15 protein-coding genes are annotated in these 17,077 nt (G+C 72.1%); 9 read left to right on the top strand and 6 right to left on the bottom strand.

What is annotated here, in order from left to right; genetic code table 11:
• Positions 1-23: 23 nt before the first annotated feature.
• From B072_RS0105750 to B072_RS0105735, 4 genes are read left to right on the top strand one after another with little or no spacing between them, the layout of a single operon-like run.
• A complete protein-coding gene (locus tag B072_RS0105750) occupies positions 24-443 on the top strand; it encodes a roadblock/LC7 domain-containing protein (protein ID WP_051127109.1) in 420 nt (139 codons plus the stop codon).
• A complete protein-coding gene (locus B072_RS0105745; protein ID WP_018528983.1) occupies positions 440-799 on the top strand; it encodes a DUF742 domain-containing protein in 360 nt (119 codons plus the stop codon). Before B072_RS0105750 ends, B072_RS0105745 begins: the two co-directional genes overlap by 4 nt.
• The gene (locus B072_RS0105740; protein ID WP_018528982.1) at positions 780-1,397 is read left to right on the top strand and encodes a GTP-binding protein; all 618 of its coding nucleotides are present in this window, start codon (positions 780-782) and stop codon (positions 1,395-1,397) included. Before B072_RS0105745 ends, B072_RS0105740 begins: the two co-directional genes overlap by 20 nt.
• A complete protein-coding gene (locus B072_RS0105735) occupies positions 1,394-2,635 on the top strand; it encodes a cytochrome P450 (protein WP_018528981.1) in 1,242 nt (413 codons plus the stop codon). The genes B072_RS0105740 and B072_RS0105735 overlap by 4 nt, the downstream gene beginning before the upstream one ends.
• A gap of 22 nt (positions 2,636-2,657) precedes the next feature.
• Here the strand turns inward: B072_RS0105735 and trpS are convergent, their stop codons facing one another.
• The 3 genes from trpS to B072_RS0105720 form a co-directional block, all read right to left on the bottom strand.
• On the bottom strand, positions 2,658-3,743 hold the full coding sequence (gene trpS / locus B072_RS0105730) for a tryptophan--tRNA ligase (protein WP_018528980.1): 1,086 nt from the start codon (positions 3,741-3,743) through the stop codon (positions 2,658-2,660).
• A 192-nt stretch (positions 3,744-3,935) separates the two neighbouring features.
• Positions 3,936-5,159 (bottom strand): cytochrome P450, encoded by a 1,224-nt coding sequence (locus tag B072_RS0105725; RefSeq protein WP_018528979.1) that lies wholly within the window; start codon positions 5,157-5,159, stop codon positions 3,936-3,938.
• A 139-nt stretch (positions 5,160-5,298) separates the two neighbouring features.
• Positions 5,299-6,339 carry an NAD(P)-dependent alcohol dehydrogenase gene (locus tag B072_RS0105720; protein WP_018528978.1) on the bottom strand — a complete coding sequence of 347 codons (1,041 nt, stop codon included), beginning with the start codon at positions 6,337-6,339 and terminating at the stop codon, positions 5,299-5,301.
• Positions 6,340-6,744: 405 nt separating this feature from the next.
• Between B072_RS0105720 and B072_RS0105715 the strand changes: the two genes are divergently transcribed.
• The gene (locus tag B072_RS0105715) at positions 6,745-7,977 is read left to right on the top strand and encodes a cytochrome P450 (RefSeq protein WP_018528977.1); all 1,233 of its coding nucleotides are present in this window, start codon (positions 6,745-6,747) and stop codon (positions 7,975-7,977) included.
• Positions 7,978-7,982: 5 nt separating this feature from the next.
• Positions 7,983-8,183 carry a ferredoxin gene (locus B072_RS0105710; protein WP_026245492.1) on the top strand — a complete coding sequence of 67 codons (201 nt, stop codon included), beginning with the start codon at positions 7,983-7,985 and terminating at the stop codon, positions 8,181-8,183.
• 10 nt (positions 8,184-8,193) lie between these two features.
• On the opposite strand, the gene B072_RS0105705 is transcribed toward B072_RS0105710, so the two are convergent.
• Entirely contained in the window at positions 8,194-9,066 is an 873-nt protein-coding gene (locus B072_RS0105705) for a universal stress protein (RefSeq protein ID WP_018528975.1), read from the bottom strand.
• Between the two features lie 237 nt (positions 9,067-9,303).
• Here B072_RS0105705 and B072_RS0105700 point away from each other — a divergent pair, with 237 nt between their 5' ends.
• The gene (locus B072_RS0105700) at positions 9,304-11,718 is read left to right on the top strand and encodes a GH92 family glycosyl hydrolase (RefSeq protein ID WP_018528974.1); all 2,415 of its coding nucleotides are present in this window, start codon (positions 9,304-9,306) and stop codon (positions 11,716-11,718) included.
• An 18-nt stretch (positions 11,719-11,736) separates the two neighbouring features.
• Here the strand turns inward: B072_RS0105700 and B072_RS0105695 are convergent, their stop codons facing one another.
• A complete protein-coding gene (locus B072_RS0105695; RefSeq protein WP_018528973.1) occupies positions 11,737-13,167 on the bottom strand; it encodes an FAD-linked oxidase C-terminal domain-containing protein in 1,431 nt (476 codons plus the stop codon).
• Positions 13,168-13,265: 98 nt separating this feature from the next.
• On the opposite strand from B072_RS0105695, the gene B072_RS0105690 reads away from it, so the two are divergent.
• The gene (locus B072_RS0105690; protein WP_026245490.1) at positions 13,266-14,135 is read left to right on the top strand and encodes an RNA polymerase sigma factor SigF; all 870 of its coding nucleotides are present in this window, start codon (positions 13,266-13,268) and stop codon (positions 14,133-14,135) included.
• Between the two features lie 265 nt (positions 14,136-14,400).
• On the opposite strand, the gene B072_RS0105685 is transcribed toward B072_RS0105690, so the two are convergent.
• A complete protein-coding gene (locus B072_RS0105685) occupies positions 14,401-14,859 on the bottom strand; it encodes an ATP-binding protein (protein ID WP_018528971.1) in 459 nt (152 codons plus the stop codon).
• Between the two features lie 190 nt (positions 14,860-15,049).
• On the opposite strand from B072_RS0105685, the gene B072_RS0105680 reads away from it, so the two are divergent.
• Positions 15,050-17,023, top strand: a complete 1,974-nt coding sequence (locus B072_RS0105680; protein WP_018528970.1) for a hypothetical protein — start codon at positions 15,050-15,052, stop codon at positions 17,021-17,023.
• The last annotated feature ends 54 nt before the right edge of the window (positions 17,024-17,077 follow it).

Below are 17,077 nucleotides of genomic sequence, written 5' to 3'. Positions count from 1 at the left end.
CGGAGGACCGGCCCGACCCCGCCATGCAGACCACTGACACCAGCCTGACCTGGCTCCTGGAGAGCCTTCTGGAGCGCACGCCGGGCACCCGGTACGCCCTCGTCCTGTCGCGGGACGGGCTCAAGCTGTGCTGGAGCGAGCACCTGACGCTCGACCAGGCCGACCAGCTCTCGGCGATCTGCTCCGGCATCCAGGCGCTCGCGCAGGGTGCGTCCATGGAGTTCGGCAACGGCAGCGGCGGCGTACGGCACTCGATGACGGAGTTCCACGGCGGCCTCCTGTTCATCGTGGACGCCGGCGACGGCGCGCACTTGGCGGTCGTCGCGGACGAGGACGCCGATCCGGGGGTCGTGGGCCATCAGATGACGCAACTGGTGGAGCAGATCGGGGAGCATCTGCGGGCCGCGCCGCGCGAGGGCTCCGCGGGAGGCGGCGCCCAGTGACCCGGCGGCCGGTGGACACCGGCGCCCCGGACCGGCTCTACACGGTCACGGGGGGCCGCAGCCGCGCCGACGACGCCGCCTTCGACCTGGTGACCCTGGTGGTGAGCGAGTGCGAGCCGGTCGCGGGAATGCAGTCCGAGCACGTACGCATCCTCGAACTGTGCCGACAGCCGACGGCGCTGGTGGAGATCGCCGCCGAACTGCGGCTGCCCATCACGGTCGTGCGCATCCTGCTCGGCGACCTGCTGGCGGGCGGCAAGATCACCGCCCGGCATCCGCGCGCGGCCGAGTCCGTGGCCGCGCTCCCCGATTCCGCCCTTCTCAAGGAGGTGCTCCATGGGCTCCGCAACCTCTGAGCTGCCCGCACAGCGCACACCGCTCGGCGCCTCGGCGGACACCGGCCTGAAGATCGTCGTGGTGGGCGGGTTCGGGGTCGGCAAGACCACGCTCGTCCGCTCGGTCAGCGAGATCCGCCCGCTCAACACCGAAGAGGTGATGACGCAGGCCGGCGTGGGCGTCGACGAGACGTCGGCGGTGGCGGAGAAGACGACGACCACCGTCGCCTTCGACTTCGGCCGCATCAGCCTCAACGACCGGATGGTCCTGTACTTGTTCGGCGCTCCCGGCCAGGAGCGGTTCTGGTTCCTGTGGGACCGGCTGTTCTCCGGGACGCTCGGCGCCGTCGTCCTCGTCGACACCCGTCGCATGGACGACTCCTGGTACGCGATCGACCGGCTGGAGCACCACGGCACGCCGTTCGTCGTGGCGATCAACCGGTTCGACGACGAGCCGGTGCGCTACTCCCTCGACGAGATACGGCAGGCGCTCGCGCTGCCCGCGCACGTGCCGATGGTCGACTGCGACGCCCGCGTCAGGTCCTCCGGCAAGGACGTGCTGATCACCCTCGTGGATCACCTCTACGACCTCGCCATGGCCCAGGAGACGACACCGTGACGGACCACAGGACCCCGGGATCCCCGGCGCACCCGGGCGCGCTCCCGCTGAGCGGCCTGGAGTACCAGCAGGCGCCGTCGCAGCTGTACCGGGCGCTGCGCTCGGAGCACGGCCCGGTCGCGCCGGTGCTGCTCGACGGGGACGTGCCCGCGTGGCTGGTGCTCGGCTACGCCGAGGTCGGCTATGTCACCGCGCACGACGAGCTGTTCGCCCGGGACTCGCGGCGCTGGAACCAGTGGGAGAACATCCCGGCCGACTGGCCGCTGATGCCGTTCGTCGGGTACCAGCCGTCGGTGCTGTTCACCGAGGGCGAGGAGCACCGGCGCCGGGCGGGGGTGATCACGCACGCCCTGGAGCAGGTCGACCAGTTCGAGCTGGCCCGGGACAGCGCGCAGATCGCCGACCGGTTGATCTCGTCGTTCGCGGGCAGCGGGCAGGCCGAGCTGATGTCCGCGTACGCGCACGCGCTGGCGATGCGGGCCGCGGTGCAGATGTGCGGGATGCCGCAACTCGCCGACGAGACCCAGGATCTGGTGGACGATCTGCGGATCTCCCTGGACGCGCACGAGGGCGACGACCCGGTGGCGGCGTACGTCCGCGTCGGCGAGCGCATCCAGCGCCTGGTGAAGGAGAAGCGGGAGCGGCCGGGCGCCGACGTCACGTCCCGCATGATCCTGGACCCGGCGGGGCTGACCGACGAGGAGATCGTGCAGGACCTGATCTCGGTGATAGCGGCGGCCCAGCAGCCGACCGCGAACTGGATCTGCAACACGCTCCGGCTCCTGCTGACCGACGAACGCTTCGCGATCAACGTCTCGGGCGGCCGGCTGAGCGTCGGCGAGGCGCTGAACGAGGTGCTGTGGCTGGACACCCCGACGCAGAACTTCATCGGCCGCTGGGCGGTGCGCGACACCCAGCTCGGTGGCCGGCAGATCCGCGCGGGCGACTGTCTCGTCCTGGGCCTCGCCGCCGCGAACTCGGACCCGCAGATCTGGCCGGAGGGCCATGTCGGCGCGGAGAACGCGGCGCACCTGTCGTTCAGCAACGGCGAGCACCGCTGCCCCTACCCGGCACCGCTGCTCGCCGACGTCATCGCGCGCACGGCGGTGGAGACGCTGTTGGACCGGCTGCCGGACATCGTCCTCGCGGTCGAGCCGGGGGAGCTGACGTGGCGACCGTCGATCTGGATGCGGGGGCTGACCTCACTGCCGGTGAGCTTCACGCCCGTCGTGCAGTGAGACGGCCCCCGCCCGGGGCTCCTCAGTAGTCGGTGCGCATGGCGGCCCGTACGTCGTCGAGGGTCTGCTCCGCGAGGGCGCCGGCCCGCTCGTTCCCTGCCCGCAGCACGTCCCTGACCGCCTGCCGGTCCTGCGCGTAGGCGGCGCGGCGGGCCCGGATCGGTGCCAGGTACGTGTTCACGGCGTCGGTGACGCGTCGCTTGAGGGCGGCGCCTCCGCCGTCGCCGATCTCGTCGGCCACCTGCCGGGGGTCGGCGCCCTCGCACAGGGCGGCGAGCAGCACCAGGGAGGAGACCTCGGGTCGGGTCGCGGGCTCGTAGGTGATGCGGCGCGCGGTGTCCGTCTTCGCGCCGCGCAACAGGCGGGCGGTCTCGTCGGCGTCGGCGGACAGGGCGATGGCGTTTCCGCGGCTCTTGCTCATCTTCGTGCCGTCGGTGCCGAGCAGCAGCGGCGCGTCGGAGAGCAGCGCCTCGGGCCGCGGGAAGACCGGGGTGCCGTGCCCGTAGCGGTCGTTGAAGCGGCGGGCGACAGTGCGGGTGATCTCCAGGTGGGGCAGCTGGTCCTGGCCGACGGGCACCAGGTTGGCCTTCACGGAGAGGATGTCGGCGGCCTGGTGGACGGGGTAGGTGAGCATCAGGCCGCTGACGGCCGACTGCCGGGAGTGCGCGATCTCGTCCTTCACGGTCGGGTTGCGGTTCAGCTCGGCGACGGAGACCAGGCTGAGGAACGGCAGCAGCAGCTGGTTGAGGGCGGGCACGGCGCTGTGCGCGAAGATCGTGGACCGGTCCGGGTCGATGCCGATGGCGAGGTAGTCCAGGACGAGGTCCTCGACGTACTCCTTGAGGTTCTCGGCGACGTCGCGGTCGGTGAGGACCTGGTAGTCGGGGACGAGGACGAAGGTCTCGACGCCGAGGTCCTGGAGTCTGACGCGGTTGTGGAGTGTGCCGAAGTAGTGGCCGAGGTGCAGCCGCCCGGTCGGCCGGTCGCCGGTCAGGACCCGGAACCGCCCGGGGTCCTCGCGGATCAGCCGCTCCAGTTCGGCGCTGCGGGCCTGTGCGGCGGAGGTGCCGAGGGCGTCGGTGGTGGTCGTCTCGACGGTGATGCTCATGAGGTCTCCCTGCGGGTCACGGGCGTCCTCGGGACGGCATGACCTCCGCGGGAGGGAAGCAAGAAGGGCCGTCCGGGGACGGCCCTTGTTCGTGCATGACTGTGGCCGCCTCTAAGTGAGGCGCCACCAGTTCAGACACGTGGAACGAAGCATGTGTACGAGGTTAGCACCGGGCTCCCCGACCAGGAGGGGTCAGGAGGCGACCGGGGTGAAGCGCACCGGCAACGACTGCGGGCCGCGGGTGAACACGCCCTGCTCGACCGGGTCGAAGCCGTCGGCGAGGCGCAGGTCGGGCATCGCGTCGAGCAGCTGGTTCACGCCGATCTCGACCTCCGCCTTGGCGAGCAGGGCGCCCACGCAGAAGTGCCGGCCGAGCGCGAAGGCGAGGTGGTCGGCGGCGGCGGAGAACGCCTTGGTCGAGGTGAGGTCGTCGCGGAAGAGGTCGAAGCGGTCGGGGTTCCGGTAGCGGTCCTCGTCGCGGTTGGCGGCGCCGATGAGGCAGGTGACGGTGGCTCCGGCGGGGACGGTGCCACCGCTCAGCTCCACGTCGACGGCGGACTGCCGCATGATCATGTGGACCGGGGGCGTGTGGCGCAGCGTCTCGGCGAAGGCCCGCTCGATGAGCGAGCGGTCCTCGCGCACGGCTGCCAGCTGCTCCGGGTTCATCAGGAGGTTGGCGAAGATGCTGGCGATCGCCTTGTCGGTGGTCTCACCGCCGGCCGCGAGCAGCAGGCTGCAGAACGCCTTGATGTCCTCGTCGCTCATCCGTACGCCGTCGACCTCGGCGGCGCACAGGGCGGAGAGCAGGTCGTCGCCGGGGTTCTCGCGGCGGGCCCGGATGATCGGGATCATGTACTCGGCGAACTCGACCCGGGTCCGCTCCCCCGCCGCCGTCACCTCCTGGTCCCCGGACAGGTTGCCGAGGAAGGCGATGACGGCGGTGTACCAGCCGTGGAAGCGGGCGTGGTCGGCCTTGTCGAGGCCGAGCATGTCGGCGATGACGTTGACCGGGAAGCGGGTGGCGTAGTCGCTGACGATGTCGGCCGAGCCGGTGGCGCGGAACTGGTCTATCAGCGCGCGGGAGTTGCTCTCGATGACCGGGAGGAACTTCTCCTGGAGGTCGCTGCCGCGGAAGGCCGGGGCGACCAGGGCACGGCGCACCGAGTGCTCGCGGCCGCTGAGCTGGAGGATCGTCTTGCCGTGGACGGGCTCCAGCTGCCAGTCGTAGTTGTCGGTGGTGAACTGCCCCGCCTTGTCCTTGAAGACACGCTCCACGTCGGCGTACCGCGACACGATCCAGCTCTGTGTGGCCTCGTGCCAGAGGAGGGGCGCCGACTCACGCAGGACGCGGTAGGCGGGGTAGGGGTCGGCGGCGAACTCCGGCGACAGGATGTCGGGGATCTGCGCGGTGGACATGGCGCTCCCTGTATGGGGTGAACGGGCGGTCAGCCTCAGGCTATTGATCACCCGTCACCCGGAACAGTGCCCTCCACGCCGTCAGTTGAATGTTGCACGCATTCTGTGGCCGAAAACCGACCTTGATCGGGGCCCGATGTCAGCCATTGGGCAGGATCACCGCGCGGCCGTTGATCTTGCCGTCGTGCAGTCGCTCGTACGCGAGGGGCGCCTCGTCGAGGGTGAACGTCTCGGTGTGCACGGAGACGGCGCCGGCCCTCGCCAGGTCGAGGACCTCGATGAGCTCACCGCGGCTCCCCCAGTACGGGGCCGTGACGCTGACCTCGAAGTTGGTCTTCCCGAAGCCGACGGGCAGCGTGCCGCCGCCGATGCCGACGATGGTCACGTCGCCCTCGATCGCGGCGACGGCTCCGGCGGTCTCGACGGTGGGCTGGACGCCGACGAAGTCGAAGACGGCCTCGGCGCCGCGCCCGCCGGTCAGCTCGCGCACCTTCGCGGCGGCCTCGCTGTCCGAAAGGAGAGCTTCGTGGGCGCCCACCGTGCGAGCGAGGGCGAGCTTCTCCTCGGTCACGTCGAGGGCGACGACCCGGGCGGCCGTCATGGCGCGGAGCAGCTGGATCGCGACGTGGCCGAGGCCGCCGGTGCCGATGACCACGGCGGTGGAACCCGGCACCAGCTTGGGCAGCGAGCGCTTGATCGCGTGGTACGGGGTGAGGCCGGCGTCGGTGAGCGGCACGGTGGCGACGGGGTCGAGACCGTCGATCGGCACGAGGTGACGCGGGTCGTCGACGATCATGTACTCGGCCATCGACCCCGGGGCGCCGAGCCCGGGCGGGCGGATGCCGAGCTCATCGGCGCGCAGGCAGTAGTTCTCCTTGCCCTGCGCACAGTTGGCGCAGGTGCCGCAGCCCCACGGACCGTAGACGGCGACCGGGTCGCCGACGGAGAGGCCGGTGACACCCGCGCCGAGGGCGGCGACGGTGCCCACGCCCTCGTGGCCGAGCGTCAGCGGAAGCTCGTACGGGAACTCCTCGGCGGGCCAGCTCATCACGGCGATGTCGGAGTGACAGACACCCGCGGCGGTGACCTTCAGCAGGACCTGCCCGGGGCCGGGCTCCGGATCGGGGACGGTGACGACCTCGGGTGCTGCCCCGACGCTCCGGTACTGCAGTGCCTTCATGACTCGACTCCTTTGTCGCTCTGCGAGCCCCCGCCCCTCCACCGTAACTCGCTCGCGTCCCAGTGAGACATGTGTCCCGATGGGACATGCGTCACGACATAAAAAGGACCCCGACCGTACGGGGGAGAACGGTCGGGGCCTTGGTTCAAAGTTTAACAGCGAACAACCGTGCTCCCCACCACCCGCCCCTCCCGGAGACCGTGACCTCGGACACATAGCTCATTCTCAGACATTTCCGCCGCGCGCGACCGGAGCATGACCGTCCATTCCGGCCAGATACCTCGTCCGTGCGAACTGGCCGGTCTTGTCGTGGCCCTTATAGGTGTCTGGGGCATCCAATGACGAGGGAGCGCGGAACGTCCCGCTCCGCGCGTACGACCGAGCACTTGCGAGGCGATCCGATTCATGACGCAATCCCCCACGGAAGCGGCCCGCCAGGACCTGGACCCCACCACCGCCCCGGTCTCCTTCCCGCAGGACAGAGGCTGCCCCTACCACCCGCCCACCGCCTACGCCCCGCTGCGCGAGGCCCGGCCGCTCGGCCGGGTCACCCTCTACGACGGCCGGGAGATCTGGGCCGTCACCGGGCACACCCTGGCCCGTGACCTGCTCGCCGACTCCCGCCTGTCCAGCGTCCGCGACCGGTCCGGGTTCCCGGTGACGACCGAGCGGCTCGCGCAGGTCACGAACCGGCGGGTGGCGCTGCTGGGCGCCGACGACCCCGAGCACAACACCCAGCGCCGGATGCTGATCCCCAGCTTCTCGCTGAAGCGGATCGCCGCGCTGCGCCCGCGCGTCCAGGAGACGGTGGATGGGCTGCTCGACGCGATGGAGCGGCAGGGCCCGCCGGCGGAGCTGGTCTCGGCGTTCGCGCTGCCGGTGCCGTCGATGGTGATCTGTGCGCTGCTCGGGGTGCCCTACGCCGACCACGCGTTCTTCGAGGAGTGCTCGCGTCGGCTGCTGCGCGGCCCCGGGGTGGACGACGTCGTGCGGGCGCGGGACGAACTGGAGGCGTATCTCGGCGAATTGATCGACCGCAAACGGCGCGATCCCGGCGACGGGCTGCTCGACGAGCTGATCCACCGGGACTCCCCCGGCGACCCGCTGGACCGTGACGAGCTGATCTCGTTCGCGGTCATCCTGCTCGTGGCCGGCCACGAGACGACGGCGAACATGATCTCGCTCGGTACGTTCACGCTGCTGCGCCACCCCGATCAGCTGGCGGCGCTCCGCTCGGGCGCGACGACGACGGCCGACGCGGTGGAGGAGTTGCTGCGGTTCCTGTCGATCGCGGACGGGATGCTGCGGGTCGCGGTCGAGGACATCGAGGTGGCCGGGGAGACCATCCGGGCGGGTGAGGGTGTCGTGTTCTCCACGTCGCTGATCAACCGGGACGACGGCGCCTTCGCGGCGCCGGAGAGCCTCGACTGGGACCGCAGCGCGCGCCATCACCTGGCGTTCGGCTTCGGGATCCACCAGTGCCTGGGCCAGAACCTGGCCCGCGCCGAGCTCGACATCGCGCTCGGCAGCCTGTTGCGGCGCTTCCCCGGGCTCCGTCTCGCCGCACCCGCCGAGGAGATCCCGTTCAAACCCGGCGACACCATTCAGGGCATGCTCGAACTGCCCGTCGCGTGGTGAGCGCCGTGCGGATCGAGGTCGACAAGGAGCGGTGCGTGGGCGCGGGCATGTGCGCGCTGACCGCGCCGGACGTGTTCACACAGGACGACGACGGGTTCAGCGAGGTGCTTCCCGGGCGCGACACCGCGGCCGCCGAGCAGCCCCTGGTGAAGGAGGCGGTACGGGCCTGCCCGGTGAGCGCGGTGGAGCTGGTCACCGGGGACTGACCCGCCCCACTCAGACGTGCGGCACCACGGCCACCGGGCACGGCGCGTGGTGCAGCACGGCGTGCGCGACGGAGCCGATGCGGGCGCCGACGGCGGTGCGCCGGGCCCGGCGGCCGACCACGAGGAGCTGGGCCCGCGGGGCCACCGAGAGGAGCACCTGGCCCGCGCTGCCGATCTCGACGTGCTCGGTCACGGGCACGTCGGGGAAACGTTCGCGCCACGGCGCGAGGGCCTCGCCGAGCGCCTTCTTCTCGTACGGCTCCATGCCACCGGACTCGTCGAGGAGTTCGAGGGAGGCGGGGCTGTAGGTGAAGACCGGCGGCAGGCTCCACGCGCGCACGGCCCGCACGGACGCGCCCCGGGCGGCGGCGGTGCGGAAGGCGAACTCCAGGGCGGCGGCGCTGTCCTCGGCGTCGCCTTCCTGTCCGACGACGATCTCCCGCCCGGCCGCTTCACCGCTCGCCCCCTCGCCGGCCCGGACCAGGACGACGGGGCTCTCGGCCGTCGCGATCACCTGCTGGCCGACCGAGCCGAGGAGGAACCCGACGAGTGCGCCGTGCCCGCGCGAGCCGAGCACGAGGAGCTCCGCGTCACGCGCGGCGGCCGTCAGCGCCTCGGGAGCGTCGTCGTCGAGGACGTCGGTGGTGACCGGGAGTCCCGGGTGCCGCTCGGTGATCTCCCGATCCGTGTCCGCGAGGAGATCGCGGGCCCACCGGGCCTGCGCGGCCTCGTCCGCGGCGAGCGCCGGAATGTCCGGCGCGGCCTCGCCCACGTGCACCAGGCGCAGCGGCAGGCCACGCCGCACCGCCTCGCGTGCCGCCCATGCGGCGGCTGCCGCGCTCTCGGGTGATCCGTCCACTCCCGCGGTGATCGGCCGGGTCATGCGGACCGCCTCCTCATCGTCTCGTCCGTGCGCTGCTCTCCCCGATCTTGCCTCACCGTCCCGTTTGTCCGGAAGCGCGGGTCCTACGCACCCCGGAGGCTCTGCCGGGCGCCGTGGCCGAAGTGGGCCGGTTTCACCGGGTGTTCACCTCTGATGCGGCTGATCCCGTTCCGCGGGACGGCCCGGCGATCTACGCTCGGCGGCGCTCCGCTGCCCCGACGACGAAAGGTTCCCTCCGTGTCCCACAGACCGGCGGCGCCCACGCGCCGCATCGCCGCCCTCGGTCTGGCGACCACCCTCGCCCTGACCCTGCCGGGCCCGCTCGCCTCAGCCGCCGTGCCGCACCCCGCGCAGGAACGCCCCACCGCCTCCGTCGACCCGCTGATCGGCTCGGCGAACGGCGGCAACACCTACCCGGGGGCCACCCGCCCGTACGGCATGATCGCCTGGTCCCCGACCAGCACCACCGGCGACCAGACCAGTACCGGCGCGGCGAACGGATACTCGTACGACACCACCCGCATACGCGGCCTGAGCCTCACCCACGTCAACGGCGCGGGCTGCAATCCGGGCGCCGCGGGCGACATACCGATCATGCCGTTCGTCGGTGACGTCACCTCGTCCCCGTCCGCCGACACCAAGGACGCGGTGTACGCGTCGGACTTCTCGCACGACAACGAGAGGGCGGTGCCCGGCCGTTACACCCTCGGCCTCGACTCGGGCGCCGAGGCCGACCTCGCGGTGAGCCGCCGCGCGGGCGTCGCCGACTTCGCGTTCCCCTCCGGCAAGGCCGCTTCGCTGCTGTTCCGCACCTCCAACTCCCTCAACGGGAGCGAGGACGCGCACATCGACATCGACCGCGCGCACCGCAAGGTGACCGGATGGGTACTGACGGGCGCCTTCTGCGGCCGGCGCGCCAACGGCGGCACCAACAACCGCAAGAGCTACTACAAGCTCTACTTCAGCGCCTCGTTCGACCGGGACTTCGACTCGTACGGGACCTGGAAGGACGCCACCGTCTCCCCCGGCTCCACCAGCGGTGGCGGCGGCGAGGGGTACGCGACCGGGGCGGATCGCGCGGGACGCGGCTCGGGTGGCTGGGTCGGCTTCGACACGGCGCCTGACAACGATGTCCACATGCGGCTCGGCATCTCGTACGTGTCCCTGAAGGGCGCCGAGACGAATCTGCGCGAGGAGATCGCGCCACGGGTGAGCGTCGACGCCGTGGCGGCCGAGGCGCGCCGCGACTGGGACCGCGAGCTGGACTCGGTACGGATCTCCGGGGGCAGCGAGTCGCAGCGCACCGCCTTCTACACGGCGCTCTATCACTCCCTGATGCAGCCGAACATCATCAGCGACACCGACGGCCGCTATCCCGGTATGGACGGCGCCCCGCACCGCCTCGCGCACGGGCAGAGCGCGCAGTACAGCAACTTCTCGGGCTGGGACCAGTACCGCGCGCAGATCCAGCTGCTCGCCCTGCTCAAGCCGAAGGTGGCGGGGGACTTCGCGCAGTCGCTGTACAACTTCGCGGGGCAGAACGACGGTGTGTGGGACCGCTGGGTGCACGTGAACGGGGCCACGCACGTCATGACGGGCGATCCGTCGGCGGCGACGCTCGCCACCTTCTACGCGATGGGTGTCCGGGGCTTCGACTACGAGGGCGCCTTCGAGTCGCTGGCGCGGCAGGCGACCGAGCCGCGCGACGCGGGCCTGTCGGACGCCGGCTGCCCCGGCCAGTGCGAGGGCCAACGCCCCAATCTGGCGCAGTACTTGAGCTCCCACTACGCGGCGCAGGACGTCTGCCACTGCTGGGGCGGGGCCGCCGAGACGCTGGAGGACTCGGTCGCCGACGCCGCGCTCGGCTCCTGGGCGAAGCTGCTCGGCCGGGACGAGGAGGCCGCGTACTTCACCGACCGCGGCACCTGGTGGCGCAATGTCTTCAACCCCGGGACCGGGTACGTCCAGGCGCGCGAGCTCGACGGATCGTGGGTGATGCCGTTCAGCCCGGGCAGCGACCTCGGTTTCGCGCAGGGCACGAGCGCCACGTACACCTGGATGGTGCCGCAGGACGTGCAGGGCCTCGCGGACGCGATGGGCGGCCGGGAGACGGCGGCCACCCGCCTCGACGGGTTCTTCCACAAGGCGGACGGCTCCTGGTCGGTGAGGGGCGGCGACGCGCTGCGCTACGACCCGACGAACGAGCCCGGCATCCACGCTCCCTGGCTCTACAACGCGCTCGGTCAGCCGTGGAAGACGCAGGCCACGGTCCGCGAGATCGTGAACACGGTGTACGGGACCGGGCCTTCGGGACTGCCGGGCAACGACGACCTGGGCACCATGTCCGCCTGGTACGTCTTCTCCGCTCTCGGCCTGTACCCGAAGGCGCCGGGCAGCGCCGATCTGCTGCTCGGCGCCCCGCTGTTCCCGCACGCGGTGGTGGACCGGCCGGGGCGCGCGGACCTCGTGATCGACGCGCCCGCGACCGACGCCACGCACGCGTACGTGGCCGGGGTGCGCCTGAACGGCCGTGACCAGGACCGGTCGTGGACCGACGCGGACCTCCTGCGGACCGGCGGCACGCTCGCGTACCGGCTGACGGATCGGCCGGACACGGGCTGGGCCACCGATCCGGCGGGCCTGCCGCGCTGACGTGACGCCCGGGGAAGGTCAGTCCTCGCCGACGACCTTCCCCGGGTTGAACAGATCCAGCGGGTCCATGGTCTGCTTCACCGCACGCTGCAGCGCGCAGACCTCGGGCCCCAGTTCGCTGCGCATGCCGCCGCGCTTGAGGAGGCCCACGCCGTGCTCGCCGGTGACGGTGCCGCCCGCGGCGATCGCCGCCTGGAGGAGTTCCTCGAAGGCGTCCTGCGCGGCGAGCCGGGCCGCCTCGTCGCCGGGCTCGGTGATCAGGAGCGGGTGCAGGTTGCCGTCGCCCGCGTGCGCGATGGTGGCGATGCGCACGCCGTGCCTACGGCCGATCTTCTCGATGGTGGCGAGCATCTCGGGCACCGCGGAGCGCGGCACGCACAGGTCCTCGGTGAGCACCGGGCCGAGCCGCTCCAGCGCGGGATAGGCGAGGCGTCGTACGTCGAACAGGGCCTCGGCCTCGACGGCGTCCGTGGACTGCTCGGCCCACATCGCCCCGGCCTCCTGAAAGGCGGTGGCCATGGCGTCCGCCTCGGCGGCGCCCGCGTCGCCCGGGGCGTCGATCCGGGCGAGCAGCATGGCCTCGGCGCCGGGTTCGATGCCGAGGTGCTTCCAGTCCTCGACGGCCTGCATGCAGGCGCGGTCCAGGAGTTCGAGGGCGGCGGGGGCCAGGCCCCGGCTCGTGACGAGGGCGACCGCTGCGCCCGCCGCGACGAGGCTGTCGAACGCGCCGACGACGGTGCGGGGCTCGCCGGCCGGCGCGGGCCGCAGCTTCAGGGTGATCTCGGTGATGACGCCGAAGGTGCCCTCGGAGCCGACGAACAGACTCGTCAGGTCGTACCCGGCGACGCCCTTGGTGGTGCGCCGGCCGAGCCGGACGCGGGAGCCGTACTCCCCGGCCGGGCCGCCCATGACGACCTCCATCCCGAGGACGTAGTCGCGCGTGACGCCGTACTTGAGGCAGCACAGGCCGCCCGCGTTCGTCGATACGTTGCCGCCGATCGTGGACCAGGGGGCGCTCGCCGGGTCCGGCGGGTACCACAGGCCGTGTTCGGCGACGGCGGCCTTCAGGTCGTTGTTGACGACGCCGGGTTGCACGACGGCAACGAGGTTCTCGGTGTCGATCTCCAGGATGCGGTTCATCCGCGACACGTCGAGGACGAGACAGCCGTCGACGGCGTTGGCTCCGCCGGACAGACCGGTGCCCGCGCCGCGCGTGACGACGGGTATCCGCCGGGCCGCGCACTCCCGCACCACCGCCTGTACCTCGTCGGCGGACGTGGCGCGCACCGCCGCCAAGGGCCGTCCCACGGGCGCCCACTCGGCGTCGTCCTGGCCGAGCGACGCGAGGACGTCGGCGTCGGTGACCAAGGTGCTGCCGGGCAGCGCGGCGGCCAGTTCGCGTACCGCCCCTGCTGTGTCTGCCGTGTTGATGTCGTACCTCCAGAACAAAACTGCATGACCCGCGCGTTCACGGGTAACTGCCGAAGACCATGATGGAACAAGGCTTCGCGTCATCGCACGGCGCGGGAGGGACGGTGGACTCCACCATGAGCGGGACGGACGTCACTGCGGACAGGGCCCGGACCACGGATGGTGAGGCATCTGCGTACGACATCCCGGACCCCGGCCGGGTCGCGCCGCTGGACGCGCGGGAGCTGTCGCGGCAGTTCTTCAGGCGCCTCGCGGAGCTGGAGGAGGGCACCGAGGAGTACCAGTACACGCGCAACACGCTGATCGAGATGAACATGTCGCTGGTCCGCTTCGCGGCGGGACGCTTCAGGCACCGCGGCGACGACATGGAGGACATCGTCCAGGTCGGCACGATCGGGCTGATCAAGGCGATCGACCGGTTCGAGATCTCGCGCGAGGTCGAGTTCACCTCGTTCGTCCTGCCGTACATCACCGGCGAGATCAAGCGCTTCTTCCGCGACACGACGTGGGCCGTGCACGTGCCGCGCCGGCTGCAGGAGCTGCGGCTGGAACTGGCCAAGGCGCGCGACGAGTTGTGCAGCCGCCTGGACCGGGAGCCGACGACCGCCGAGCTGGCCACGCTGATGGACCTGTCCGAGGGTCAGGTCGTGGAGGCCCAGCTCGCCTCGAACGGCTACACGTCGGCGTCGCTGGACGCGGCACTGACCGGGGACAACGGTCAGGACGGCGAATCGGTGCTCGCCGACTTCATCGGGGTCGAGGACGGGGCGATGGAACTCGTGGAGGACTTCCACGCGCTCGCTCCGCTGCTGGCGAAGCTGCCGGAGCGGGACCGGAAGCTGCTGCACCTCCGCTTCGTGGAGGAGCTGACCCAGTCGGAGATCGGCGAACGGCTCGGCTACTCGCAGATGCATGTGTCGCGCCTCATCAAGCAGCTCATCGCGAAGCTGCGGACCGGCATGCTGGCCGAGGCGGACACCGCCTGATCCGCCCGCCCCGAGAGGCAGTGCCGCGCGGAGCACGCGGCACTAGGACTAGGGCCTGTCTTCAAACTCCCGTCTGCCTCGCGACGCCTGGCACCCGCTCTCGCCGCACCGGGCACAAGGCCAAGTACGTCCGGTCCATCGCGGGTGTCGTGCACCCGGCACGCCGAGAGCACGCTTCCCCAAGCTCTCAACTCCGTTCGAGCAGGGAACCCATTGACGCCGCGAGGCCGGCCTTCGGGCGACGACGGGAGTTTGAAGACAGGCCCTAGGCGGACAGCGCGATCAGCGCACGGACGCGCTTGCCGACCGGCACCCGCTCGACGGTGACCTCGGCGAGCGCGTCCACGATCTCCAGGCCGTGCCCACCGACGCGCCCCGGATCCCGGGGATAGCGCAGGGGCACGGCCTCACTGCTGTCGTAGACGGTGACGGCGACGTGCCGCGCCGTGCCCTCGAGCTCCAGAACGTAGGGTCCCGGGCTGTGCCGGTCCGCGTTGGTGATCAGCTCGCTGACGACGAGCAGGATGTCGCCGGCCGTCCGCGCGTCGAGCCCGACGCACCACTCCTGGCCCAGCCGCGCCAGGAAGGTGTCGGTGCACGCGCGCGCCTCGGCTATGCAGCCGTCCTCGCCGGAATAGTGCGTCACCTGGCGCAACGGCTCGACCGGCACGTCGAAACCCGCCCGGATCACTGCCCCGTCCATGTACTCGGTGTACTCGGTCATCCATGTCTCTCTCGTCGGCCGGCCTCCGTGGCAGAGGCCCCCGCAGCCATGCTGATACCCCGACTCGGGCTTTGCAGTCCTGCTTGAAGCATCGAGTGACCGACTCCGGTCCCGGTCGTTTGAAGGTCGTCGACAGCTCTCGTGCGTCGACCCGTTCTTCGGCCCGTCACTCGACACGAAAGGCCCGCTCATGCCCGCGCTCCGTCACGGCCGCCCGCTCGTGCGCACCCGGATAGCCACCGACCGCGCCGAGGCCGCCCTCGTCGCGCAGTACACGGCGCTCGTACGCCTGGCGTATCTCACGCTTCCCGCCACGCTTTCCCGGCACCGCCGGGTGCTGCTGGCCCACGGCGCGGCCCAACGGGCCCTGCCCGGCACCCGGACCGCGCTCGTGCCGCGTCCGCGCGGCCCCCACGACGACGACGTCGTCACGCACGACGCCCTGCGAGTGCGCGTGTTGCGCGGCGCTCTGTCCGCCGCCCACCGTCCGACCGGCTGGCCCGGCGCGCTGCCACCACCCCGGGCCCTGGTTCCCCGGCTCCCCGTCGTGTGGGGGCTTCGGCTGTTCCCCCGCGCGGGCGGCGCGGAGGAGATCACCCTCGGGCAGGCGCTGGCGGACGCCCCGGCGCCCACCCGGGCGGCGTTCGTGCTGCGCCGGGTCGACGGGCTGCCGGACCGTCGCGTCGCGGAACTGCTCGCCGCGGCCGGTGTCTCGGACGCCGGGGCCTCGGTCCGCGAGTCCGCGACGCTCGACGCCGCCGCCGGAGCGGCCGCCGAAGCCCTGCTGCGCTCCCAGGAGTTCGACGCCTGCTCGGTGCAGACCCGGCCGACGGATCTGGTGCGCCGCTCGCGGCGCAAGCGGGCCGCCTGGATCGCCGGTGCGGTGGGCGTCGCCGCGGTGGCGGCGCTGCTCGTGCCCCAGGCCACGCAGCCCGACCGGCCGACGACGGCCGCGCGCGCGACCACGCCCCGCGAACTCTCCGCCGACCGACTGGTGCGGGCCGACGCGGGCCAATGGGCCGACACCTCCCGGGTCGACTTCACGGTCTGGCCGGCGCGCGGTGACCGCAAGGACGACGAGGAACTGCTCACCCGCGCGCTCGGCACCTGGGCCGCGCCGACCACCGACGTCAAGGTGACGGCGACGCCCGGCACCGCGGTCGACGCGCCGCCGCGCACCCCGCAGCTGCTGTACGCGGGAGAGGTCGGGGGCCGGGCCGTGGTCCTGTTCAGCGACGGCGAGCGGCTGGCCCGCTACACGGACGCGGACGGGGACGAGCCGGCCACGCTCGACCTCGCCCGGGTCGACGACGCCGACGTCACCACGGCCGCCGTCGTGGTGCTGGCCAGGTCCGAGGGGTCCGCCCGCTATCTGACGGCTCCGTGGGTCGCCGAGTCGACGACGCGCGACCTGCTGAGGCCGGACAGTCCGGCGCGGGAGCTGCATGTGTCCCAGGACGGCGTGACCGATGCCGTCCCGGTGGCGGGGGCGAGCGGCTGCGACCGCCGTCCCGTCCTGCAACTGCGGTCGTCGTCACGGATCGTGGAGCACCACGCGTTCGTGGTCGCCGATCTCGGCGGCCTCTCGCCGGTGCACCTCACGTACACGCCACTGCCGGGCCACGGCACTCCGCCGCCCCGTCAGCCCCGTGAGGCGACGAGTGCCCAGGCCCTGCTCGCGTGGGCGCGCGGCGCCTGCGGGCTCGGTGCGTGGCACGGCGGCGGGGTGCGTGCCGTCAACGCCTGGGACTTCGCCGAGCAGGATCTGCCGGAGGGCGGGGGCCACGCGGTGTGGACGTGCGCGCGGGCCTCGACGTGGCGCGGCCCGGGCGACGTGTCCCTGCTGCTGCGCACGCCAGCCGCGTCCGTCACGGAGCCCGCGCGGGTCGTCGGACAGGCCCGCGACACGGCCGCGTGCAGCCGGTTCGGGCAGCACGTGGTGGCGTCGACACGCTGGAAGTCGCCGAAGGACCACTGGTTCCTGCTCGCGGCGGGCAGCCGCGCGGTCACCCGGATCACGGCGAGCGGGGCCGTCGACGCCGCGCGTCCCGGCCGCACGATGGCCGTGCGGGCTCCGGCGGGCGGCACGGTGCGGGTGACGGCGCTCCTCGACGCGAAGGCCGGCGGGGAGAAGCTCGCGGAAGTGGGTCCCGTACGTCGTTGAGCCCCCGGCCACAGGGCCAGGGGCTCTACCGGGGTGGGTCGGTCCGCGCCGCTG

The organism is Streptomyces sp. HmicA12 (genome assembly GCF_000373565.1).
GTDB lineage: Bacteria > Actinomycetota > Actinomycetes > Streptomycetales > Streptomycetaceae > Streptomyces.
The sequence above is the reverse complement of the archived record's forward strand: the minus strand, read 5'-3'. Positions and strand labels throughout refer to the sequence as shown.